Source organism: Actinomadura kijaniata, assembly GCF_014138665.1.
Lineage (GTDB): Bacteria > Actinomycetota > Actinomycetes > Streptosporangiales > Streptosporangiaceae > Spirillospora > Spirillospora kijaniata.
Map to the genome: position 1 here is coordinate 794,207 of NZ_JACJIA010000001.1, position 22,654 is coordinate 816,860.

The window sequence follows — 22,654 nt, forward strand, 5'->3', positions numbered from 1 at the left end:
TCCTCACTCCTTGAAGAGCCAGTCGTCGTCTTCCTCCTCCTTGCGGGGGAGGCGGAGGTCCTGGCGGGTCACGTTCGCCCCGGCCGGGACGGGGCGGGGCGGGAGGGCCGCCGGTGGGGGCTGCCTCCTGCGGTGGACGCGGCCCGACAGGGCCAGCAGGGCGCTCAGCGCGCCCAGGGCGACGAGGCCGCCGTGCAGGGACCAGGTGCCCAGGATCAGCATTGTCTGGGCCGTCGCGGCGATCAGGACGATGCCGGCGGCGATCGAGACCACCAGGCGGCCCACCGGGTCCAGGCCGCGCAGCAGGGACCAGAACGCCGTTCCGGGGACGACGAGCAGCAGCAGGGCCAGCAGGAGTTTCATTGGATGACGATGAACCTCTCCACGATGACCGCCACGACGCTGAGCAGCAGGGGCGTGGCCAGCACGGTGAGCGGGCGCAGGCGGCGCAGGTCGTTGGGGGGCAGGCGCAGGCGGCGCAGTTCGCGGGCCAGCAGGACGCCCAGCAGGACCGGCAGGTAGACCATGCCCGCCGGGGTCCAGGGGGAGGAGCGCAGGCCGAGGCCGGTGGGGCCGGGGACGGGGGCGGGGGCGGGCTGCTGGACCAGGCCGTACACGGCGGCGTCGCGGTCGCCGAAGACCTTCTTGATCTTCGGGGCGGGTTGGCTCGCCGCGGCGTCCAGGGCCGCGCGCATCCTCGTGGCGTAGTCGCGGGCCAGGCTGGTGTTGAGGACCTGGGCGTCCTCGTTGCCGCGGGTGGTGATGAAGAACGCGCCCGCGCCGCCCGCCGCCTGCTGCTGCATCGCCGTCACGATCGGGGTGACGTCGCCGGGGTTGGCGCGGTTGGCGAGCACCGGCGTGTACTGGAAGCGTTCCCAGTCCCGGAAGCCCCACGGCATGGTGTTGGGGTTGCCGCCGGTCGCGGTGGCGTCCTCGCCGGTCAGCCACACGACGCCGATCGGGCCCCGGTGGACGTCCAGCATCGTCTCGAACGCCCTGATGTCGCTCTTGCGGACCTGCTCGAACTTCTCGTTCCCGTAGCGGACGGTCAGGAAGCCGCCGGTCAGGGCCAGGGTGAACAGCGACGCCGCCGCCACCGCCGGCACGTGCCGCCAGGGGCCGGTGCGGAGCCTGCCGAAGCGGATGCGGATCTTGGGGTCGCGGACGGCGGGCGCGTCGAACGGGGCCGGGAAGAACAGGTACGCCACCAGCAGGCACGCGGCGGGCAGCATGAAGAAGTAGATCCGCAGCGCGATCTCGCCGCCGTAGTTCTGGAGGCCGAAGGAGCTGAACGGCACCAGCATCAGCACCAGCGCCACCCGGTCGTCGATGCCCCGGGCGCGGCGGCGCAGCAGCCCCGCGACCGCCAGCGTCACGATCACCAGGGTGATCAGGATGCGGAGCTGCTGGATGTCGGCGATCTGCGGGCTGCTGTTGCTGATCCGCCCGCCGGTGCTCTCGGTGAGGTTGCCCAGCAGGTCGCCCAGGTTGCCGAACAGCTCGCCCTTGCGGGAGACCCAGTAGCCCACCGTCATGAAGCTGATCCAGCCCGCGTAGACGATGCCCGCGATGAACGGCAGCCCGCGCAGGCTGCACCGCCGCGCCACCACCAGGCCCGCGCACGAGGCCGTCATCAGGAACGGCGTGAGCTGGTGCGCCGCCGTGCCGACCAGGATCAGGCCGAACAGCAGGAACAGCAGGATCGACTGCTGGCGCACCGCCACGCGCGGCGCGGGCAGCTCACCGGGGTCCTTGACCGAGAACAGCCAGTTGTAGACCCGCCAGAAGCCGCCGGCGCGCTCGCGGGTCTCCCTGGAACGGCGCCGACCGGGGCGTTGCAGCCGCTCGTCGTGGTGGCGGAACCAGTTGACCAGGATCGCCACGAAGAACAGGTACAGCAGGTACGCGAACGCCTGCGGCGACAGGTAGTCCTGCCCCACCCAGTTGGCCGCCAGGAACAGGAACGCCGCCAGCCACTTGGCCCGCCAGGTCGCCCGCAGCACCCGCAGGATCAGCACGTAGGGGACCAGGTACAGCAGGTTGATGACCGGCGGGGCCCAGCGCAGCAGCGGTTCCAGGTCGTTCTGGCCGACGGCCTTGGCGAGGAACGCCATGAACGCGAAGAACCCCGGCGTGGAGAACCGGGCGTCCAGCGTCCAGGACACGTCGCCGTTGCGCATCACGTACTCGATCAGCCCGGCCGTCTGCCAGGACGTCGGGAACCGCGCGATCGGCTCCAGCGCGAGCGTGACGCCGTGCAGCGAGCACAGCAGGATCAGGATCTGGAGGCTGAGCAGCAGCACGCGGGGCCGGGGCAGCGCCAGCGTCCACATGAACGCCAGCACCAGCGCCGCCGCGCCGAGCAGCGTCGCCACCGGCAGGACGCTGATCAGGCCGTGTCCGGACATCGCGTCCATGTCCACGTTCCGCAGCGGCACCCAGAACAGCAGGGTGCCCAGCGTCATCAGGCCGATGATGCCGAACAGCACCGGCCGCCCCACGCGGGGGACGGGAGGGGTGGACTCGGAGCGCCCCTCGGGGTGCCCGGCCGCACGAACCGTCACGTTCAAGAGATATCCCGCTCCCGGCTCGTCGTGGAAGGGCTGATGACGCGGCGCAGGCCCGGCAGGATCGCCAGCGCGACCGCGACGTTCACGACCACGACCGCCACGCCGATGGTGTACAGGTGCCGCTCGTCGATCAGCAGGAGGACCAGGCCGAGCATGCCCACCAGCCGGACCCCCTGGAGCAGGGCGATCAGCCGGGTGCGGTTGTGGACCCGCAGCGCGCCGATGTAGATCTCGATGACCGCCTTCGGGATGACGGCGAGGGCCAGGACCTGGAACAGCGGCGCGCCGCTGACGTAGTCGTGGCCGTAGACCCGCAGCGCGTACGGCGCGGCCACGATCGCCAGGAGGATGGCCGGGACCAGCAGGAACACGCTGCGGCGCAGCGCCGCGCGGGTGGAGGCGGCCAGCGACTCCCGGTCGAACGCGCCCTGGACGGTGAGCGAGTACGACAGGGTGATCGCCGCCAGGTCCAGCATCATGCCCGCGACCCAGGCGACCTGGAAGTAGCCGGTCGTCGTGGGGGACAGGTGCGCGGCGACGACGATCGGCACGAGGCTGAGCGTCGCGAACTGGAGCGCGCCGCCCAGGTAGCCGGTGCCGAAGTAGGCGGCCATCTGGCGGGGCGTGGAGCGGTGGCCCCGGCCCTCGTTGACGCGGCGGTGCTCGGGGATCAGCCGGCCGAGGATGACCGCGTTGGCCGGGACCAGCAGCACCATCACCGGCAGGTACCAGGCCAGGACGACGCCGTTGTGGGGGAACGCCGACGCCAGCGCCACCAGCAGCCCGAGCCGGGCCAGCGACCAGACCGTGTTGACGGCCGGGACCCACCCGGCGTGGCGCAGCCCGGTGAAGACGGCCTCCATGGCGTTCCACAGGTTCCACGCGACCGCCATCGCCAGGAAGACCAGGCCCGCGCCGAGCCCGTGCAGATGGTCGAAGTTGTCCCAGTGCCGTCCCCAGACCTGGACCGTCACCAGGAACGCGGTCCCGACCCCGGCGGCGGCGACCGCGCCGACGGCGTAGCACAGCAGCACCAGCCGGCGGGTGTTGCGGGCCGTCTCCGGGAGGAACCGGATCAGCAGGAAGTTGAGCATGGTGACGCCGCCGACGAACATGATCGCCTGGTTGACGGAGGTCATGCGGCCGAAGTCGGCGGGGTCGCGGTAGAACAGCGGGCCCAGGCCCCAGAACGCCGCGCCCAGCAGCGTCGTCACGCCGCCGTTGAGCATGAGCGCGTAGGCGCTGCGGAACATCGGGTTGGACAGCTCGCCGCGCAGCCACTCGCGCAGGCGGGCGCTCGTCCCGGCCCGCGGCTCGGGGCGGGACGTGGCCAGGGGGCTCCGGTCAGACACGGCCCGTCGCTTTCCTGACTCCGTAGCGGGCCCGCCGCAGCACGGCGTAGCCCTTGGTGAGCGCACGGTCCCTGAGGAAGATCAGGGAGACGTTCCTCCCGTCGACGATCGTGGCGAACGTGGCGAGCGAGGTGGACATGCGGACGGTCAGCCGGGGGACCGCCAGCGCGTCGTCGCGCGCGGCGCTCCCGTCGCCGAGGCGGCGGGGGTCGGCGAGGCGGTTGGCGACCGCACACGCCGTCTCATACCCCGCGGCGCGTACCGCACGCCTCACGCGCGCGCTCGAATACCCGAAGGGGTAGGCCATCGTGGTGACCGGGACGCCGGCGCGGTCCTCCAGCAGTCCCCGGTTGCGGGTCAGCTCGTCGCGGAGCGCGGCGTCGCCGAGCTGGTCGAGCTGCGGGTGGCTGTGGCTGTGCCCGCCGATCTCCACGCCGTGCGCGGCGGCCTCGCGGACCTGCGACCACGCCATCATCGTGTCCAGCGGGCGTCCCGCCGCGTCCGGCCCGGCGTCGGCGAGCCAGCCGGTGGTCACGAACACCGTGGCGGGGAACCCGTGCCGCTCCAGGACCGGCAGCGCGTGCCCGTGGAAGTCGGCGTACCCGTCGTCGAAGGTGATCACGATGGGCCGGGGGTGCCGGTGGGCCTCGCGCAGCGCCCCGAACGGGATCGGCGTGAACCCCTCCTCGGCCAGCAGCGCCATCTGGTCGGCGAACGCGCCGGGCGTCACCGCGAGGGCCGCGGTCCGCTTCGGCGGCCGCTCGCGTACCGAGTGGTACATCAGGATGGGAACGCTCACGGGTTCGTCCAGGGGCTCGTTGGTCTATGGGTTGGAACGCCGCCGGCGAGGCAAAGGTTCGGAAGCTTTACCCTCGTGACCGGCACCGGCCGACCGCTGGACGCGCGGGCGCACCGGCGGCCCGCAGGGACCTCCGGCGCGCCCGCGCCCGGCCCGGTGCGCGTCAGGTCGTCTCCTCGCGGCCGCGGACGTCCCCGGGGCCGGCGCGGGCGACGAGGCGGCGGGAGCGGCGGGTCCGCCGCCGCGCCGCGTACTGCCCCATCGCGTAGCCCCAGGCCGTCCACGCCAGCCCGACGGTGATCGCTCCGGCCCGGCCGAGTCCGGCGCGGTCGCCCTTGACCGCGTCGGACACCCCGGCCAGGACGCCGCGCGGCAGCGTCCTGAGGGCGTGGGCGCGCTCGCTGGCCAGGCCGTCCTGGCTGCCGACGCTCTGGGTGACCAGCGCCTTCGACAGTCCTTCGGCGTAGCAGCGTTCGCGGAAGTAGGCGAAGCGGGCGCGTTCGGAGGGCACCCGGTGCCAGATGACCGCCTGGTCGTCGTAGATCAGCTCCGATCCGGGGCTGCGCTGCCGCAGCCGGATGCAGAACTCGGTCTCCTCGCAGCCCAGGGGCCGTTTGTGGAAGCTTCGCCCGATGCCGGAGCTGAAGCCTCCGGCGATCGGGAACATGTCGCGGCGGAACGAGGCGTTGCCGCCCATCACGTTGCGGACCGGCCCCGGCGTCAGCCCCCGGTAGGTGCAGCCGACCGTCCAGTCGAACTCCTCGGGGAACCAGCGCGGCCGGGTGCCGGTCGTGGCCGGGACCGGGTCGTCCACCAGCGCGCCGGAGGGCGTGGAGCCGGGCCACAGCGGCAGCGTGAGCCCGCCGACCCCGGCGACCTTCGGGTCGTCGTAGTGCCCGGCGAACGCCTCCAGCCAGCCCGGCGCGGCGACCGCGTCGTCGTCGAGGAAGGCCACCACGTCGCCGCGCGCGACCGCGACGCCGGTGTTCTTGCCGCCCGACAGGCCCCGGTCCTCGCGGTTCTCCACGACGGTGACGTCGGGCAGGGAGGCCTTCAGCCGGGCGTGCAGGGCCGGGTTGTGGTCGACCACGACGATGATCTCGAACGGGGCGTGCCGCTGGGCGCGCACCGACGCGACGGCGGCGTGCACGTCGTCCCAGCGCTGCTCGGTGTAGGCGCAGATCACGACGGAGATCGGCAGGGTGGTGCTCACGACGCCCGCCTCCTCAGCCGTGCGTAGGTCTTCAGGACGCGGTCCGCCTTCCGGTAGAGCGCCGGGTTGTCCAGCACCGCGCCGCGCGCCCGGTTCAGCGGGGCGGTGCGGGCCCAGTGGAGCGCGGCGGCGGGCGTGGGCCGGGCGACCCGGCCCTCGGCGATGGGGATCTCGCGGCCCTTGAAGCCCTCCTTGAACTCCTTGCCGCCGCGGCCCATCGCGATCTCGGTGACGCCGTTGCCGGCGCAGCCCCGGGCGAGCAGCAGATGGCCGATCATGCCGGGGGAGTACTTGCCGAACCGGGTGTCGTAGGCGGGGAACCAGCCCGCCATGACCGGGCCGTTGCGCAGCCCGAAGTGGGCGGAGACCGGTTCGTCGCCCGCCCACAGCACGCTGAGCACCCCGAACCCGGTCTCGTGGAGGTGCCGCACCAGCCGCACGATCCACGGCCGGGCGAACCGGTCGGTCCGCCCGGTGCGGTTGTACTGCTCGGACTTCCAGTCCATGAGCCGCTTCAGGTCGGCGGTCTCGCGCGACTCGAACTCGTAGCGCAGCTCGCCGACGTCGCGGCCGAGCTTGCGCTCCTTGTAGCGGATGGTCTTGTGGGTCTTGGGCGCGGCCTTCCTCAGGTGCGCCTCGAACGCCTCGAACCCCTCGCCGAGCTCCATGACGGGTTCGACGCGGCGCACCGTGTGGAACGGCCTGAACATGACCTGGGACGCCAGCAGGTGGTCGAAGTCCCACACGCCGATCCGGCACGCCCGCAGCAGCGCGCGGGCGTCCAGGTCGAGGTCCGGCGGGGCGACGATCCCCTGCAGGTCGGTCAGGCCGAATCCCACGGGGTGGCCGGTGCCGAGCGGGCCGCGCTGGAAGGGGAGGAACGCGGCCACGTCCGGTCCGTCCTCGACGACGGCGACGCGCACGTCGTCGCGGAACAGCCCGACGCCGAGGGTGAACTCCGGCGCCAGGAACGGGTTCATCAGGTCGGGCCCGGTGAGCTGGAGGTCGCGCCACCGCTTGACCTCGGTCTCGCCGAGGTCGAGCGGGCGCACAACGGTGATCTTCACTCGGTCCCTGTCCTGCTGAACGCGGCCGCCTCCCAGTCCAGGTGGACCGGCTCGGCGGGGTGCGGGCGGACGGCGGGGCCCGCGGCGGGCCCGGCCACCGGCTCCAGCGGGCCCCGGAAGCGCAGGCGGATCATGGTGCGCAGCACGCGCCAGCCGTCCCGCCAGGTGTTGAGGTTGGACTCGCCGTGCCGCCGCTCGGTCTCGTGGCTGGGGACCTCGGCGATGCGCAGACCGGCCCGGACGGCGTTGACGCACATCTCGGTCTCGATCTCGAAGCCGGTGGACTCCAGCCGGAGCCGGTCCACCGCGTCGCGGCGCATGGCCACATAGCCGTAGCACAGGTCCGACCAGTTCTGCCGGTACAGGCGGTTGGCCAGCCAGGTCAGCGCCGAGTTGCCGACGCGGCGCAGGCCGGTCAGGTCGTCGGAGCCGCCCCCGCAGCCGTAGCGGGTGCCCTTGACGAAGTCGTAGCCGCGGCACAGCAGCGCGAGGAACGAGTCGAACTCGGCCGGGTCCATGCTGCCGTCGGCGTCCAGCATGATGATCATCTCGCCGGTCGCCGCGGCCATCCCCGTCCGCATGGCGCTGCCCTTCCCCGTGGGCGGCTCGACGATCACCTTGGCGTCCGGACGGACGGTCAGCACGTACTCCACCGTGCCGTCGCTGGACTCGCCGTCGACGATCACGATCTCGTCCACCGCGGTCAGCCGCGGCAGGAGCCATCGCAGGTTCTCGACCTCGTTGAGGGTGGGGATCACGGCGGTCACGGTCGGCCAGCGCCGCGCGTGCCCCGAGAGGTTCCGGAGGTTGGTGGGGAGCGGGAGGGAGGCCGCCCCCACCACTCCGGTGACGTGCACGGAGGAGTCATCAGGTCGCATGGGAGTTCCCCGTAAGTGGTTGACGTCTTGACCCTTTAGATGTCGGGTCCGCCCATCATGTTTGGGCCGATCGGACGTTCACTCCCGTAAGTTGCGCAGGATCGCCTACGTACCTGGTACGGCTCCGACTGGTAAGGGGGCGGTCACGGTTCGCTCGGCCGGTCATAGAGGGGGAAAACGGATAAACGTGACAGCGCCCATTGACCGGATGTGGCCACGTCAGCGGGGTGGTGCGGCGTTCTCGCGCCCCCGTTCCGGGCGGCCGCGAAAAAAGATCACCTGCAATTGATCATAACCGGGCGGTGGCGATTTTTTGAATGATTCATGGCTTTTGTCGCCATGGAGATCAACGCGCCGTCAGATGCGCCAGCGAATGCAGGGGAACGGTCAGCCAGGAGGGCCGGTTGCGGGCCTCATAACGGATCTCGTACACCGCCTTGTCGAACTCCAGCGCCCGCGTCAGCACCCGGTGCGCGGCCGGGTCCGGACCGCCCGCCGCCGCGTAGCCCCGGCAGAACGCCTCCCGGTTGCGCTCGGCCCACGCCAGCGCCCGCCGCTCCTGCTCCAGCGCCACCGCCGGGGGCGCCTGCCCCTCGTCGGCGTGCAGGAACCGCGCCGCGTACTCGAACGACCGCAGCATCCCCGCCACGTCCCGCAGCGGGTGCCCCAGCGCCCGGCGCTCCTCGGGGGTGCGCGCGGGCTCGCCCTCGAAGTCCAGCAGCGTCCACCCGTGGCCGGTGCGCATGGCCTGCCCGAGGTGCAGGTCGCCGTGGACGCGTTGCAGGGCCAGCGGCTCGGTGCGCTCGGCCAGCGCGTCGAACGTCGCGCCGATCGCCCCGGCGTGCGGGGCCACCTCCGGGACGTCCGCCGCGACCTCGTCGAGCTGGCGGCGCATGGCCCGCGCCATCTCCCGGACGTGCTCGGCGCCGACCTCGGTGACGCCGAACGCGCGGGCCAGGTCGCGGTGGACCGCCGCGGTCGCCGCGCCGAGGCGCTCGGCCTCGGCCGCGAAGTCGCCGCCCGCCCAGCCCGGGTCGGCCGCCGTGTAGCTCCCGTTGGGACGCCTGGTGGGGGCCCCGGGGTAGGGCTCCGCGCCGCGCGTCATCGGCATCGCGAACCAGTCGCGCACGCTGGTGGTCGCCAGCCGCCACCCGTCGCTGCCGCCGCGCAGGAACTCCGACAGCAGCGCCAGCGTGACCGGCTCCCCGGTGCCGGCGGTCGCCAGCTCGACCCATCCGTGCACGGCCGGGACGTGCGGGCAGCCCAGCTCCGACAGCGCAAGGTTGATCTCCAGGTCGGGGCTGGGGCCGGGCGACAGCCGCCGGAACAGCTTGCAGATGTGGGTCTCGCCGTACACCAGGGAGGTGTTGCTCTGCTCGGCCGACATCGGCGTCCCCGGGGCCGAGACGTCGATCGCCGTGCCGGGGGCGCGGCGGAACCGCAGCGGCCCCACCGCCGCCTCCTCGGCGATCCCGGCCAGCAGCGCCCGGTTCAGCTCCGGGTCGTGGACGGCGTCGTAGACGTGCGTCGCGTCGTGCCCCTCGCCGACCCGGCCGATCTCGGCGTGCGCGAGCCGGTCGGGCAGGACCCGCCGGGTGCCCAGCAGGACCTGGTAGTGGTCCACGACGTCGCCCTGCCGGACGTCCAGCACCAGGTGCCGGAGCCCCGGATCGCCCGGCAGCAGTTCGGTGGCGGTGCCGAGCGACACCTCGGTCACCGGCCGGTCCTTACCGGCGAACCAGCGCTGGCGGGGCAGCCAGTCGTGCAGCAGGGCGGCCATCGTGGACTCGGCGGGCACGGTCAGATCACCTCGTCACCGGCGTCGGCGGGGGCGGGCGGCAGCAGGAACCAGTAGAAGCCGTGGCCGGGCAGGGTCAGCAGGTACGGCAGCTCGCCGATCGCCGGGAACTGCACCCCGCCCATGCACTCGATCGGGGTGGAGCCGCGGAACCGGCGCAGGTCCAGCTCCACCGGCTGCGGGAACCGGGACAGGTTGTTGACGCACAGGACGGTGTCCATGCCGCCCCACTGGTTGGCCTCCCCGTCGGGGATCTCCCGCACGAACGCCAGCACGCTGGGGTTGGACGCCGACAGCTCGACGTACTCGCCGACGCCGAACACCGGGTGCCGCTGCCGGATCTCGATCATCTTGCGGGTCCAGTTGAGCAGCGAGCCGGGGTTGTCGCGCTGGGCCTCGACGTTGACGGCCTGGTAGCCGTAGATCGGGTCCATGATGAGCGGCAGGTAGAGCCGGGCGGGATCGCAGCGCGAGAACCCCGCGTTGCGGTCGGGCGTCCACTGCATGGGGGTGCGGACCGCGTCGCGGTCGCCGAGCCAGATGTTGTCGCCCATCCCGATCTCGTCGCCGTAGTACAGGACGGGCGAGCCGGGCAGCGACAGCAGCAGCGCGGTGAACAGCTCCAGCTGGTTGCGGTCGTTGTCCAGCAGGGGGGCGAGCCGCCGCCGGATCCCGATGTTGGCCTTCATCCGGGGATCCTTGGCGTACTCGGCGTACATGTAGTCGCGCTCCTCGTCGGTGACCATCTCCAACGTGAGCTCGTCGTGGTTGCGCAGGAAGATGCCCCACTGGCAGTTCTCGGGGATCTTCGGCGTCTGCGCCATGATCTCGGAGATGGGGTAGCGCTGCTCGCGCCGCACCGCCATGAAGATCCGCGGCATGACGGGGAAGTGGAACGCCATGTGGCACTCGTCGCCGCCCACGCCCGGGTCGCCGAAGTACTCCACCACGTCGGCGGGCCACTGGTTGGCCTCGGCCAGCAGCACCCGGTCGGGGTAGAGGCGGTCCACCTCGGCGCGGACGCGCTTGAGGTAGGCGTGCGTCTCGGGCAGGTTCTCGCAGTTGGTGCCCTCGCGCTCGTACAGGTAGGGCACCGCGTCCAGCCGGAACCCGTCGATGCCGAGGTCCAGCCAGAACCGCAGCACCTCCAGCATCGCGTCCTGCACGGCCGGGTTGTCGTAGTTCAGGTCGGGCTGGTGGGAGAAGAAGCGGTGCCAGTAGTACTGCCCGCGCACCGGGTCGAACGTCCAGTTCGACGTCTCGGTGTCCACGAAGATGATGCGGGCGTCGGCGTACTTCTCGTCGGTGTCGGACCACACGTAGAAGTCGCCGAACGGGCCGTCGGGATCGGTCCGCGACGCCTGGAACCACGGGTGCTGGTCGCTGGTGTGGTTCATGACCAGGTCGGCGACCACGCGGATGCCGCGGGCGTGCGCCTGGTCGATCAGCTCCACGAAGTCGCCCAGCTCGCCGAACTCCGGAAGGATCTTGGTGTAGTCGCTGATGTCGTAGCCGCCGTCCTTCAGCGGCGAGTGGTAGATCGGCAGCAGCCACAGGCAGTCCACGCCGAGCCACTGGAGGTGGTCCAGCCGCTCGATGAGGCCGCGCAGGTCGCCGTACCCGTCGTTGTTGGAGTCGGCGAACCCGCGCACCGACACCTCGTAGAACACGGCGGTCTTGAACCAGTGCGGATCGCGGGGGGTCTCGGGGTCGAACGCGTCGGGGACCGGCTCGTACGACAGCGGGGCCGCGTCGGGGGGCAACTCGGTGATCGGCTCCTCCTCGGGCACCGCGCCCGGTGGGGGCAGCGGGGTGGTCGTGGAAGCGGAGGGGGCGGACACCGAGGGCGCGCCGCCCGCCGCCGGGCGCATCGCGTGCGACTCGCGGGACTCGGTCACCGAACGGGGCTCCCCGCTGCGGGTCTCGGCCCGGCGCTCCTCGGTCCGGCGGTCCTCGGCGCGCCGTTCCTCCGCGCTGCGGCCCTCGTGGGGCAGCAGGTCGTGGTCCGGGATCTCGCTGTCGTGGTCGGTGGGGCCGGCAGGGCCGTTGGGGCCGGTGAGGCCGGAGGGGTCGGCGGGCGTGGGCTGGTCGGAGGTGCTCAACTCGTCCTTCCCCGAAGCGTGAAGATGTGGGCCGGCTGTTCGTGGGGATCCAGGCGCACGTAGTTGGCCTGCCACCAGGTGTAGGTCGCCCCCGACAGCTCGTCGGTGACCTCGAACCCGTGGGCGGCGGCGTCGGCGTCCAGCCCCAGTGCGGTCAGGTCCAGGTGGACGGTCGCCTCGCGGGCCTGGTGAGGGTTGAGGTTCACCACCGCGATCACGACGTCGTTGCCCAGCGCCTTGCTGAAACAGATCAGCTCGGGCTGGTCCACATGGTGGAATCTCAGGTTGCGCAGCCTGTGCAGCGCCGGGTGCCCCCGCCGCACCTCGTTGAGGCGGCCGATCAGCGGGGCGATCGAGCGTCCCTCGCGTTCGGCCTCCTCCCAGTCGCGGGGTTTGTACTGGTACTTCTCGGAGTCGCGGTACTCCTCGCTGCCGGGACGGACGGGGACGTTCTCGATCAGTTCGTAGCCGGAGTACACGCCCCAGGTGGGGGACAGCAGCGCGGCCAGCACCGCGCGGATCTCGAACGCGGGGCGTCCGCCGTGCACCAGGTACTCGTTGAGGATGTCGGGGGTGTTGACGAAGACGTTGGGCCGCATGTAGGCGGCCGCCTCGCCGGACAGCCCGGTGAAGTACTCCTCCAGCTCGTGCCGGGAGTTCTTCCAGGTGAAGTAGGTGTAGGACTGGTGGAAGCCGATCCTGGCGAGGGTGTGCATCATCGCGGGCCGGGTGAACGCCTCGGCCAGGAACAGCACGTCGGGATCGGTCTCGGCGACCTCGGCCAGCAGGCGTTCCCAGAACGGCACCGGTTTGGTGTGCGGGTTGTCCACCCGGAAGATCCGCACGCCGTGGTCCATCCAGTGCCGCAGCACCCGCAGGATCTCGGCGTAGATGCCCTCGGGGTCGTTGTCGAAGTTGAGGGGGTAGATGTCCTGGTACTTCTTGGGCGGGTTCTCGGCGTAGGCGATGGTGCCGTCGGCGCGGGTGGTGAACCACTCGGGGTGCTCGCCGACCCACGGGTGGTCGGGGGAGCACTGGAGCGCGAAGTCGAGCGCGACCTCCATGCCCAGGTCGCGGGCGTAGGCGACGAACGCGTCGAAGTCCTCGATCGTGCCGAGGTCGGGGTGGACGGCGTCGTGCCCGCCCTCGGCCGAGCCGATCGCCCACGGCGAGCCCGGGTCGTAGGGGCCGGCCTCCAGGGTGTTGTTGGGCCCCTTGCGGAAGGTGCGGCCGATCGGGTGGATCGGCGGCAGGTACACCACGTCGAAGCCCATCTCGGCGACGGCGGGCAGCCGCTTCATCGCGGTGCGGAACGTTCCCGACAGCGGTCCGCGCCGCCCCATCGGGTCGAACTGCGCGCCCTCGGAGCGGGGGAAGAACTCGTACCAGGAGCCGAACAGCGCGCGTTCCCGGTGGACGACCAGCGGGAACCACTCGGTGGCGGTCAGCAGGTCGCGCAGCGGGTAGCGCTCCTCCAGGTCGCGCACGTCGGGCGTGGCGGCGGCCTCCATGCGCGCGGCGGGCGACAGGGTCCGGTCCCGCAGCGTGTGCGCCAGCCGGACGAACACCTGCCGGTCGTGGGAGGGCAGGGCCTCGGCGGCGCGTTCGAACAGCAGCGCGCCCTCGGTGAGCATCAGCTCGACGTCCTGCCCGCGCGGCACCTTGATCTCGGCGTCGTGCCGCCAGTGGGCCAGGGGGTCGCCCCACGCCTCGACGCGGTAGTGCCAGGTGCCGGGCGCGGTGACGGTGACGTCCGCGCCGTAGCGGTCGAGGCCTTTGGCGATCTCGGTCATCCGGACCGGCGGCTGGACCTCGCCGTGGGGGTCGCGCAGCACCACGGCCGCGCCGAGCCGCTCGTGCCCTTCACGGAAGACGGTGGCGTTGACCTGGAAGGTCTCGCCCACGACGGCCTTGGCGGGCCACTTTCCGCACTCGACCAGCGGGGCCACCTGGAGGATGGGGATACGGCCAAGTCTTGTCATTCCCGACCTTCTGGATATTTCGGGCTTGCGGGTCGTATCAGACTTGCGGGACGTGGTGGGCTGGGCGCGCATGCGGCTTCCCTACCCGTTCGTGATTGAGAAAACCGTCCTCGCGGCGATCGAGTGCCTACTCTGCGGTAAGAAGAAGTTACTTTGCGTTACATGTCTGCTACCTCGGGTGGGAAGTGCGGATCGAGGTGGTGATTTTCGCGTGGTACCCGGTGCGATGAACGGATCGAGCGCCTAGCGTGGCGCTGCGTGAAGGCAATCAGGCGATTCACCGTACGTACCGTCCTTCCGGAACCTCTTCTTCCGCTGGAAGAGCTGATCCTGAATCTCCGCTGGTCATGGCACCACGAGACACTCGACCTGTTCCGGTCGGTGGACCCCGCGCTGTGGGAGACCGTCCGGCACGACCCGGTCCGGCTGCTGGGGGAGGTCGGACCGGCGCGGCTGCAACGCCTCGCCGCCGACCGGCGCTTCCTGCGCCAGCTGAACGACACGGCCGAGGACCTGCGCGAGTATCTGACCGCCGACCGCTGGTACCAGACCCTTGACGACGCCCCGAAGGCCATCGCCTACTTCTCGCCCGAGTACGGCATCACCGCGGCGCTGCCGCAGTACTCCGGCGGCCTGGGCATCCTCGCGGGCGACCACCTCAAGACCGCCAGCGACCTGGGGGTGCCCATCATCGGGGTGGGCCTGCTGTACCGGCACGGGTACTTCTCCCAGTCGCTGTCGCCGGACGGCTGGCAGTTGGAGCGTTACCCGCCGATCGATCCCAACGGCCTGCCGCTGACCCTGCTGCGCGAGCCCGACGGCGCCCCGGTGCGGGTCCGGATCGGGCTGCCGCAGGGCCACGACCTGCACGCCCACGTGTGGCTGGCGCGGGTGGGCCGCGTCCCGCAACTGCTGCTGGACTCCGACGTCGAGGAGAACGACCAGGCCGGCCGCGACATCACCGACCGGCTCTACGGGGGCGGCGGCGACCACCGCCTGCTCCAGGAGATGCTGCTGGGCATCGGCGGCGTGCGGGCGATCCGGGCCTACTGCCGCATCACCGGGCACCCCGCGCCGGAGGTCTTCCACACCAACGAGGGCCACGCCGGGTACCTCGGCCTGGAACGCATCCGCGAGCTGGTCTCCGAGCACGGCCTCAGCTTCGACGAGGCCCTGGAGGCCACCCGCGCCGGGACGGTGTTCACCACGCACACGCCCGTCCCGGCGGGCATCGACCGGTTCCCGCGCGAGCTGGTCCGCAAGTACTTCGGCGGCGCCAACGAGGAGCCCGAGGTCCCCGCCGAACGCATCCTGGAGCTGGGGGCCGAGACCTATCCCGAGGGTGACCCGGCCGTGTTCAACATGGCCGTCATGGGGATGCGGCTGGCGCAGCGCGTCAACGGCGTGTCCACGCTGCACGGCCAGGTCAGCCGGGAGATGTTCGGCGGCCTGTGGGGCGGGTTCGACACCGCCGAGGTGCCGGTCGGGTCGGTCACCAACGGCGTCCACGCCGGGACGTGGGTGGCCCGCGAGATCCTCGAACTGGCGGCCCGCGAGGTCCCGTCGGTGCTGCACGGTGAGGGCTGGGAGGGCGTCCGGCGCGTCCCCGGGCAGGAGATCTGGCGGATCCGCCGCCTGCTGCGCGCCCGGCTGGTCGAGGAGGCCCGGCGGCGGCTGCGCGAGTCGTGGAAGCACCGGGGCGCGAGCGAGGCGGAGATCTCCTGGATCGACGACGCGCTCGACCCCGACGTGCTGACCATCGGGTTCGCGCGGCGGGTGCCGTCCTACAAGCGGCTGACGCTGATGATGCACGACCCCGAGCGGCTGCGCGCGCTGCTGCTGGACCCCGAGCGGCCCGTGCAGATCGTCATCGCGGGCAAGGCGCACCCGGCCGACGAGGGCGGCAAGCGGCTGATCCAGGACATCGTCCGGTTCGCCGACGCCGAGGACGTGCGGCACCGCATCGTGTTCCTGCCCGACTACGACATGGCGCTCGGCCAGGCCCTGGTGCAGGGCTGCGACGTGTGGCTGAACAACCCGCTGCGCCCGCTGGAGGCGTGCGGCACCTCCGGCATGAAGGCCGCCCTCAACGGCGGCCTGAACCTGTCGATCCGCGACGGCTGGTGGGACGAGTGGTACGACGGCCAGAACGGCTGGGCGATCCCGTCCGCCGACGGCCTGGCCGGGCCCGACCGCCGCGACGCGCTGGAGTCGGCCGCGCTGTACGAGCTGGTCGCCGACCACGTGTCGGTGATGTTCTACGACCGCGACGCCTCGGGCCTGCCGCGCCGCTGGCTGGAGATGGTCAAGCACACCATCGCCACGCTCGGGCCGAAGGTGCTGGCCAGCCGGATGCTGCGGGACTACGTGCAGCGGTACTACGTTCCGGCGGCGCGGTCGGGCCGGGCGATGGCCGCCGACGACCACGCGGGGGCGCGCTCGCTGGCGGTGTGGAAGCAGCGGATCGTCAAGGCGTGGCCGACGGTGGCCGTCGAGCACGTGGAGTCCACCGGCGAGGCCAGCCCGCACGTGGGGACGAGCCTGCCGGTCCGCGTGGTGGTGGACCTCGGCGGCCTGGACCCGTCGGACGTGGCGGTGGAGGTGGCCTACGGCCGGGTCGACGACACCGACGCGCTGATCGACCCCTCCTACCTGGAGCTGTCCGGCGGCGAGCCGGTGGAGGAGGGGCGGCTGCGGTACGTGGGCGAGGTGCCGCTGGCGCGCAGCGGCGCGTTCGGCTACAGCGTCCGCGTCGTGCCGCGCCACGCGATGCTGGCCGGTCCCGCCGAGATGGGCCTGGTCACGCTGCCGCCCGCGCCGCACGGGATGACCAACGGCAACCTGCGCTGACCGGCCGGACGCGCGCCACGGCCCGGCGGGCGGCCTCACCGGCCGCCCGCCGGGCCACGGCGCAACGGGTCAGTCCTCGTCGTCGGGGAGCGGGTCGGGCATCCGCCAGGCGGCGATCAGCATCGGCAGCGCCGCGACCGTGGCGAGCAGGGCGATGGAGAACACCGCGAACACGGCGCTGGGGAGGGTCGCGACGTCCCCCTCGTCGGGGACCGTCGTGCTCACCAGGACCGCCGCGGCGAGCAGGAGCGTCAGCGTGGCGCGGTGGGCCAGGGCCTGGGCCCGCAGCCGCTCGGTGATCTGACGCTCGTCCAGCAGGCGGTCGGGCGCCCCGGCCACGCCCCGGGTGACCTTCATCAGCGGGCTGGCGAGCAGCGTGAACCCCAGCGCGGCGGCGAGGCACAGCCCGAACGTGGCCCACATGGCGGTGTCGCTGGGCGCCAGGTGCCAGCAGACCACGACCGCCGCCCACGGCAGGGCCAGCAGCCCGGCGGCCAGGCCGACCAGCCGGCGGCGGCCCGCCCGGCTCGCCCAGCGCGGGGCCATCTCCTGGTCGATCGTGGCCCGGATGATGTCGTCGCGGCGCCGCTGCCGCTCGGCGGCGCGGCGCCTGGACTCCTCGCGCAGCGCTTCGGCCTTCCGCTTGCGGGAGGTGGGCTCCATGGTCGTGCCTTTCATGAGCGGGCCTTTCAGGTCGTGCTGCCGAGACGGGGGAACGGCGTGAGCGAGAAGACCACCTCGACCGGCACCTCGAAGTGGGCGGCGATGCGCAGCGCCAGGTGGAGGCTGGGGCTGTACTCGCCCCGCTCCAGGTAGCCGATGGTCTGGTAGTGGACGCCGAGGGCGGTGGCCAGGTCGCGGCGGGACACGCCGCGTTCGGCGCGCAGCACCGCGATGCGGTTGTGGACGTGCTCCTTGTCGGTGGGCATCCCATCCCCTCGTAGTCCCGGTTCTACGGACCGGTGCATCTCTGTTGTTATTGATAGTAGGACTACTACATCTGATCGCACAAGTAGGAGGTTCGGTGCGACTGGCAGGATGAGGGGCGTGCCCCTCTGGTCCGTCCTGTCCCGAACCCTGCGCGGCGGCCGCGCCGACGCCGCGCTGGCGCTGGGCCTGTTCGCGCTGTCGGCGACCTACGTCCTGCTCCTTCTGGAGGGGCGGAGCTGGCAGAGCGCGTACGAGCGCGTCCCGGGCTCCGGATGGACCCTGACCGTGATCGCCTGCGGCGCGCTGTACTGGCGGCGGCGCCGTCCGGTCACCGTCGCGGTGGTCGTGAGCCTGGCGTGCGCGGCGTACTACCCGATGACCGAGCCGGACGGGCCGATCCTGCTGGCGTTCATCGTCGCGCTCTACACCGTCGCCGCCGAGGGCAGGACGGTGGCCGCCGTCCTGGTCGGCGCGGCGGCGCTGGGCGTGATGACCTACGGCGAGGCCACCAGCGGCATCAACCACCTGCGGAACTCGGGCCTGTACCTGATGGCGGGATGGTTCGTGGCGGTGGTCGCGGTCGGCGGCGTCGCCCACAACCGCCGCGCCTACCTGCGCGAGTACGAGTGCCGCCTCGCCGAGGCGGTGCGCACCCGCGAGGAGGAGGCCCGCCGCCGCGCCATCGAGGAGCGGCTGCGCATCGCCCGCGACCTGCACGACGTGCTCGGCCACAACATCTCGCTGATCAACGTGCAGGCCGCCGCCGCGCTGCACGGCCTGCGCCGCGACCCGTCGGGGGCCGAGTCCGCGCTGACCGCCATCAAGGCGACCAGCAAGGACACCCTGCGGGAGTTGCGCACCACCCTCGGCGTGCTGCGCCAGGTCGACGACGACGCCCCGGCGGCGGGCCTGGCCCGGCTGGCCGAGCTGACCTCCGGCGCGTCGGCCGCCGGGCTGACCGTGCGCGCCGTCACCGAGGGCGCGGCGCGCCCGGTGCCCGCCGAGGTGGACCTGGCGGCCTACCGGATCGTGCAGGAGTCGCTGACGAACGTGACCCGCCACTCGGCCGCGACCGAGGCGACGGTCCGGGTCCGGTACGCCGGCGACGCGGTCCGCGTGGAGATCGACGACCCGGGCCCGTCCCGCGACGGCGTGTCGCCCGGCTCCGGCAACGGAGTCCGGGGCATGCGGGAGCGCGCCGAGGCGCTGGGCGGCGAGCTGTCCGCCGGTCCGGGGCCCGGCGGCGGGTTCCGGGTCAGCGCCCGGCTGCCGCTGAGCTGAGCAGCCGCCTCACGAACGCGGTCGTGTCGGGCAGGGACGCGGCCATCGTCCCGCTGTGGTCGGTCCCCGGGTAGGCCCGGAACGTCACCGGCTGGCGGCGGGCCTTCAGGTCGCCGGCCAGCTTGAGGGTCAGCGGGATCGGCACGGTGGTGTCGTTGACGCCCTGCGCGACGAAGAACGGCCGCCGGTACCCGGTCAGCGGCACCTCGGTCACGCTTCTGAGCCGCTCGAAGAAGGCGGCGTCGAACAGCGGCCGCCGCAGCATGCTCCCGATCGAGACGCCCCGGGTGCGGGTGACCATGTCGGCGTAGCAGAGCCGCTCGGCGTCGGCGACGACCCGCCGGCCGAGCGGGGTGAGGTACCGGCCGACGTCGAACGCGGGCCGGGCCGCCCGCAGGCCCGCCAGGATGTAGGCGGTGTAGGCGGTCAGGTCGGCCAGGGGCAGGTCGGGGATGTGGGGCCCGGCCAGGAAGACGATCCCTTCGAGGTTGGACGGCGGCCCGGTGGCGACCGCGCCCCGGAAGTCCAGGTCGGGGGCGTACCTGGGGGCGATCACGGCGGTGAACAGGGCCGCGTGCCCGCCCTGCGACTGCCCGACCGCGACCCACCGGGCGGCGAGCGAGCGGTCCACGCCGCGCGCGGCCCGCACCATGTCGACGGCGGAGTGGGCGGCGCTCCGGCCGTCCAGGTACGGGTGGACGCCGGGCGTGCCGAGCCCCACGTAGTCGGTCGAGACGATCGCGTACCCCTCGGACATCCACCGGGTCAGGTAGGTGACGTCCCGCTGCGACCGCCCGGCCGTGGAGGGGGCGCAGGCGTCGCCGAGCCCCACCGTCCCGTGCGTCCACGACACCACGGGCCACCCGCCTTCGGGCGGCGTCCCCCGGGGGACGAACACGGCCCCGCTGCTGAGCGCGGGTTTTCCGGTGGGGCCGGTGGTGCGGTAGACGACGCGGTGCGCGCTCCCGGCGCCCGGCAGCCACAGCCCCGCCGGGAGGGGCGTCACCGACACCACGCTCCCGGCGCTCCGGGCGGGGGCGGCGCGGGCGGGGGAGACCGGCGCGGAGAGGACCACGAGGGCGGAGCCGAGGGCGACCGTTCGACGCAAGACGACCTCCAAGATCGCCGAAACCCTAACCCCGCCCCCGCGCCCCGGCCAGCCCCCTGGCCGGAACGGGACTTCCCCCAGGGTCTCTCCACGCGGCCCGGCGGAGACGTTCCGGCGTGACCCCTGGGCGCAGCCCGTCCACCCGGACGGAGAGCATCCGGTCCCCGGGCCCGCCCTCGACCCGGTCGGTCACCCGCAGCGTCATCGCCGTCCGGCCGCGCCGCGCGTCCCCGCCCACGCCGGCCACGCCCTGGTCGGCGCGGTCTGCACCAGGTCCTCGGCGGTCGCCCGTCCGCCGGCCGAGGCCCCCGGAAGCGTTGCGTCCCCGATGGAGGAACATGGGGACATGAAGGTCTTCGTGTCGGTGGACATGGAAGGGGTCTCGGGACTCACCGATCCCGAGGAGATGCGCGCGCCGGGACGCGGCTACGAGCGCGGCTGCGAGCTGATGACCGCCGACGCGAACGCCGCCGTGCGCGCGGCGTTCGACGCCGGGGCCGCCGAGGTCGTGGTCGCCGACTCCCACGGCCGGGGCCGGAACCTGCGCGCCGACCTCATCGACGAGCGCTGCGCGCTCGTGCGCGGCACCCACCAGCCGATGCACATGGGGGAGGGCCTGGACGCCTCCTTCGACGTGGCCCTGTACGTCGGCTACCACGCCCGCGCGGGCGTGCCGCTCGGCGTGCTCAACCACACGTGGATGGGCCGGGAGATCCACGACGTGCGGTTGAACGGCGCGGCGGCCGGGGAGATCCGCCTGATGGCGGCCTACGCCGGGACGCTGGGCGTCCCGGTCGGGCTGGTCACCGGCGACGCGGCGGCGTGCGCCGAGGCGCGCGAGACGCTCGGCGCGGTGCCCGCCGTGGCGGTGAAGGAGGGCCGCGACCGGTACGCGGCGGTACTGGTCCCGCCGCCCCGCGCGCAGCGGATGATCTACGAGGAGGCGCTGCGGTCCCTCCGGGACCCCTCCGGCTGGCGGCGTCTGGACGTGGACCCGCCCTACACCCTGGAGGTGGAGTGGAGCTCGACGGCGATCGCCCGGTCCTGCGCGGTGATCCCCGGCGTGACGGCCACGGGGCCGCGTTCCACGGCGTTCACCTCCGGCGACTACACCGAGATCGTCGGGTTGCTCGGCGTGCTGGCGTTGATCGCGGGGGATGTGGGCTGCACCGGCCGGCACTACGGGTGACTCAGGCCGTCCGGCACAGGAGCGTCCCCGCCGCCAGGCGCCCCGCGCCCCGGCCGGTCGGCACCAGCTCGGCGGTGACCACCGGGGTGAGCTCGTCGACCGGGCGGCCGTACACGCGGATCTCCCGCACGGTGAGCGACACCGGATGATCGCCGCCCGCGTCGCGGGCGACCGTGAACACCTCCCCGGCCCGGAACGCCTCCCGGCAGCGTCCCCGCACGACGCCGGGCGTCCCGGTCAGGACGAGGGCGTGGAAGCACTCGACCATCCGTCCCCCTCCCGCGCGAGCCGGTCCGGGCGGCGCGTCTGGCGGGCCGTCCGCAGGTGGACGACCCGGACGCCGGGGTGCCGGGCGATGCGCTCGGCCGTCTTGGCGCGCTTGCGGTCGTACTGCGACCAGGCCCAGCGGACCGGATGGTCGGGGTCGGTCCAGTCGCGCCAGCGCTCGCGGTTGCCGTTCCACAGCTCGCGGCGGAACAGCGCCCGGCCGAACGACCGCCGCAGCACCCGGAACATCACCGTGCGCCGGGGCAGGTCCAGCCAGATCACGGTGTCGGCGCGCTCCCACAGCAGGTCGCCGAGCTTGCCGTGGTACTGGTCCTCGCAGATCCAGCGGTCGGTCGCCGCGAACGCCCGCACCTCGTCCACGAACTCCGGGCGCGGCGTCCAGCCGGGCCCGTGGTGCATCGCGTCCAGCTCGTGACGGGGCAGGTCCAGGTGTTCGGCCAGGCGGTCGGCCAGGGTGCTCTTGCCCGCGCCGGAGATCCCGGCGACCAGTACCCGGCGCATCAGCGGAAGGCGCCGGCGTGGGCCGGGGCCCACTGCCGGAAGGTGCGGGGCGGGCGGCCGGTGACCTCCTGGACGTCCGGGCGGACGATGGCGTCGACGTACTCGGCCGGCAGGGTCCGTTCCATCTCGGCGCGCGCCTGCCCGTCGGTCAGCCCCACGCAGCGCAGGTCCCGGCCGAGCATCTCGGCCAGGACGGCGAGCTGGTCGCGGGGGTGCGGGCCGGTCAGCTCGTGGACGCGCCCCCGAGGGTCGCGGCCGACGAGCGACCGCGCGGCGACGGCCGCGACGTCCCGGGGATCGACGCAGGCCGCCGGCGCGTCCGGGAACGGCACGCGCACCGTGTCGCCCGCGCGCAGTCGCGGCGCCCAGCGCGGCGCGTTCGACATGAACGCGCGCGGGCGCAGGAGCGTCCAGGCCATCCCCGAGTCGCGCACGGCCCGCTCCGACAGCGTCAGGGAGCGGGAGATCGGGTCGCTCATGTCCGCCAGCGCGGCCGACCCTCCCGACACCAGCACCACGTGCCGCACTCCCGCGTCCCGGGCCCCGGCCAGGGTGCCGGGGTCGTCGAGGCCGCCGAGCACGGGCCGGGCGCCGTCGGGCACCGGCGCGTCCGGCCCGCGGACCGGCTCCGCGCCCACGTTGCCGGTCGCACCGGTGACCAGGAACACCGTTCCTCCCACAGTTCGCGGACGAGCCCGGTCGCCGCGGCGGAACCGGCGTCCTAATGATCATTTTGCCGGACGCCG

19 protein-coding genes are annotated in these 22,654 nt (G+C 72.9%); 3 read left to right on the plus strand and 16 right to left on the minus strand.

Annotated elements, in window-relative coordinates; translation table 11 throughout:
• Window positions 1–3 precede the first annotated feature (3 nt).
• From HNR61_RS03800 to HNR61_RS03845, 10 genes are all read right to left on the minus strand, one after another.
• Entirely contained in the window at window positions 4–363 is a 360-nt protein-coding gene (locus HNR61_RS03800) for a hypothetical protein (RefSeq protein WP_182841662.1), read from the minus strand.
• Complete coding sequence (locus tag HNR61_RS03805) at window positions 360–2,564, minus strand: hypothetical protein (protein ID WP_182841663.1); 2,205 nt, start codon at window positions 2,562–2,564, stop codon at window positions 360–362. The genes HNR61_RS03800 and HNR61_RS03805 overlap by 4 nt, the downstream gene beginning before the upstream one ends.
• A gap of 2 nt (window positions 2,565–2,566) precedes the next feature.
• Window positions 2,567–3,922, minus strand: coding sequence for a lipopolysaccharide biosynthesis protein (locus HNR61_RS03810; protein ID WP_182841664.1), 1,356 nt, complete (start codon window positions 3,920–3,922; stop codon window positions 2,567–2,569).
• A complete protein-coding gene (locus HNR61_RS03815) occupies window positions 3,915–4,721 on the minus strand; it encodes a polysaccharide deacetylase family protein (RefSeq protein ID WP_312897755.1) in 807 nt (268 codons plus the stop codon). The genes HNR61_RS03810 and HNR61_RS03815 overlap by 8 nt, the downstream gene beginning before the upstream one ends.
• A 163-nt stretch (window positions 4,722–4,884) precedes the next feature.
• Window positions 4,885–5,934 (minus strand): glycosyltransferase family 2 protein, encoded by a 1,050-nt coding sequence (locus HNR61_RS03820; RefSeq protein WP_312897756.1) that lies wholly within the window; start codon window positions 5,932–5,934, stop codon window positions 4,885–4,887.
• Complete coding sequence (locus HNR61_RS49820; protein WP_182841665.1) at window positions 5,931–7,001, minus strand: GNAT family N-acetyltransferase; 1,071 nt, start codon at window positions 6,999–7,001, stop codon at window positions 5,931–5,933. The genes HNR61_RS03820 and HNR61_RS49820 overlap by 4 nt, the downstream gene beginning before the upstream one ends.
• A complete protein-coding gene (locus tag HNR61_RS03830; protein WP_182841666.1) occupies window positions 6,998–7,879 on the minus strand; it encodes a glycosyltransferase family 2 protein in 882 nt (293 codons plus the stop codon). Before HNR61_RS03830 ends, HNR61_RS49820 begins: the two co-directional genes overlap by 4 nt.
• 346 nt (window positions 7,880–8,225) lie before the next feature.
• Window positions 8,226–9,677, minus strand: a complete 1,452-nt coding sequence (locus tag HNR61_RS03835) for a maltokinase N-terminal cap-like domain-containing protein (protein WP_312897757.1) — start codon at window positions 9,675–9,677, stop codon at window positions 8,226–8,228.
• Window positions 9,678–9,679: 2 nt separating this feature from the next.
• A complete protein-coding gene (treS, locus tag HNR61_RS03840) occupies window positions 9,680–11,779 on the minus strand; it encodes a maltose alpha-D-glucosyltransferase (protein ID WP_246441935.1) in 2,100 nt (699 codons plus the stop codon).
• Complete coding sequence (locus HNR61_RS03845) at window positions 11,776–13,761, minus strand: alpha-1,4-glucan--maltose-1-phosphate maltosyltransferase (RefSeq protein ID WP_182841667.1); 1,986 nt, start codon at window positions 13,759–13,761, stop codon at window positions 11,776–11,778. Before HNR61_RS03845 ends, treS begins: the two co-directional genes overlap by 4 nt.
• Before the next feature lie 258 nt (window positions 13,762–14,019).
• Here HNR61_RS03845 and glgP point away from each other — a divergent pair, with 258 nt between their 5' ends.
• Window positions 14,020–16,611 (plus strand): alpha-glucan family phosphorylase, encoded by a 2,592-nt coding sequence (gene glgP, locus HNR61_RS03850; RefSeq protein ID WP_182841668.1) that lies wholly within the window; start codon window positions 14,020–14,022, stop codon window positions 16,609–16,611.
• Window positions 16,612–16,680: 69 nt separating this feature from the next.
• Here the strand turns inward: glgP and HNR61_RS03855 are convergent, their stop codons facing one another.
• Together HNR61_RS03855 and HNR61_RS03860 are read right to left on the minus strand one after the other, a co-directional pair.
• Window positions 16,681–17,289 carry a hypothetical protein gene (locus tag HNR61_RS03855; RefSeq protein WP_182841669.1) on the minus strand — a complete coding sequence of 203 codons (609 nt, stop codon included), beginning with the start codon at window positions 17,287–17,289 and terminating at the stop codon, window positions 16,681–16,683.
• A gap of 11 nt (window positions 17,290–17,300) precedes the next feature.
• Entirely contained in the window at window positions 17,301–17,540 is a 240-nt protein-coding gene (locus HNR61_RS03860; protein WP_182841670.1) for a helix-turn-helix transcriptional regulator, read from the minus strand.
• Window positions 17,541–17,658: 118 nt separating this feature from the next.
• Between HNR61_RS03860 and HNR61_RS03865 the strand changes: the two genes are divergently transcribed.
• Window positions 17,659–18,822, plus strand: a complete 1,164-nt coding sequence (locus HNR61_RS03865) for a sensor histidine kinase (protein WP_312897758.1) — start codon at window positions 17,659–17,661, stop codon at window positions 18,820–18,822.
• Here the strand turns inward: HNR61_RS03865 and HNR61_RS03870 are convergent.
• The gene (locus HNR61_RS03870; RefSeq protein ID WP_182841672.1) at window positions 18,797–19,930 is read right to left on the minus strand and encodes a lipase family protein; all 1,134 of its coding nucleotides are present in this window, start codon (window positions 19,928–19,930) and stop codon (window positions 18,797–18,799) included. The genes HNR61_RS03865 and HNR61_RS03870 overlap by 26 nt on opposite strands.
• A 346-nt stretch (window positions 19,931–20,276) precedes the next feature.
• Between HNR61_RS03870 and HNR61_RS03875 the strand changes: the two genes are divergently transcribed.
• Window positions 20,277–21,119: a M55 family metallopeptidase gene (locus HNR61_RS03875; RefSeq protein WP_182841673.1), complete on the plus strand. Its 843-nt coding sequence runs from the start codon at window positions 20,277–20,279 to the stop codon at window positions 21,117–21,119.
• A 1-nt stretch (window position 21,120) separates the two neighbouring features.
• Here HNR61_RS03875 and HNR61_RS03880 read toward each other — a convergent pair whose 3' ends face one another.
• The 3 genes from HNR61_RS03880 to HNR61_RS03890 are packed head-to-tail and all read right to left on the minus strand — an operon-like array spanning window position 21,121 to window position 22,576.
• A complete protein-coding gene (locus HNR61_RS03880; protein ID WP_182841674.1) occupies window positions 21,121–21,387 on the minus strand; it encodes a hypothetical protein in 267 nt (88 codons plus the stop codon).
• Complete coding sequence (locus tag HNR61_RS03885; protein WP_182841675.1) at window positions 21,357–21,908, minus strand: P-loop NTPase family protein; 552 nt, start codon at window positions 21,906–21,908, stop codon at window positions 21,357–21,359. The genes HNR61_RS03880 and HNR61_RS03885 overlap by 31 nt, the downstream gene beginning before the upstream one ends.
• Window positions 21,908–22,576, minus strand: coding sequence for a Rossmann-fold NAD(P)-binding domain-containing protein (locus HNR61_RS03890; RefSeq protein WP_182841676.1), 669 nt, complete (start codon window positions 22,574–22,576; stop codon window positions 21,908–21,910). Before HNR61_RS03890 ends, HNR61_RS03885 begins: the two co-directional genes overlap by 1 nt.
• Between the last annotated feature and the right edge of the window lie 78 nt (window positions 22,577–22,654).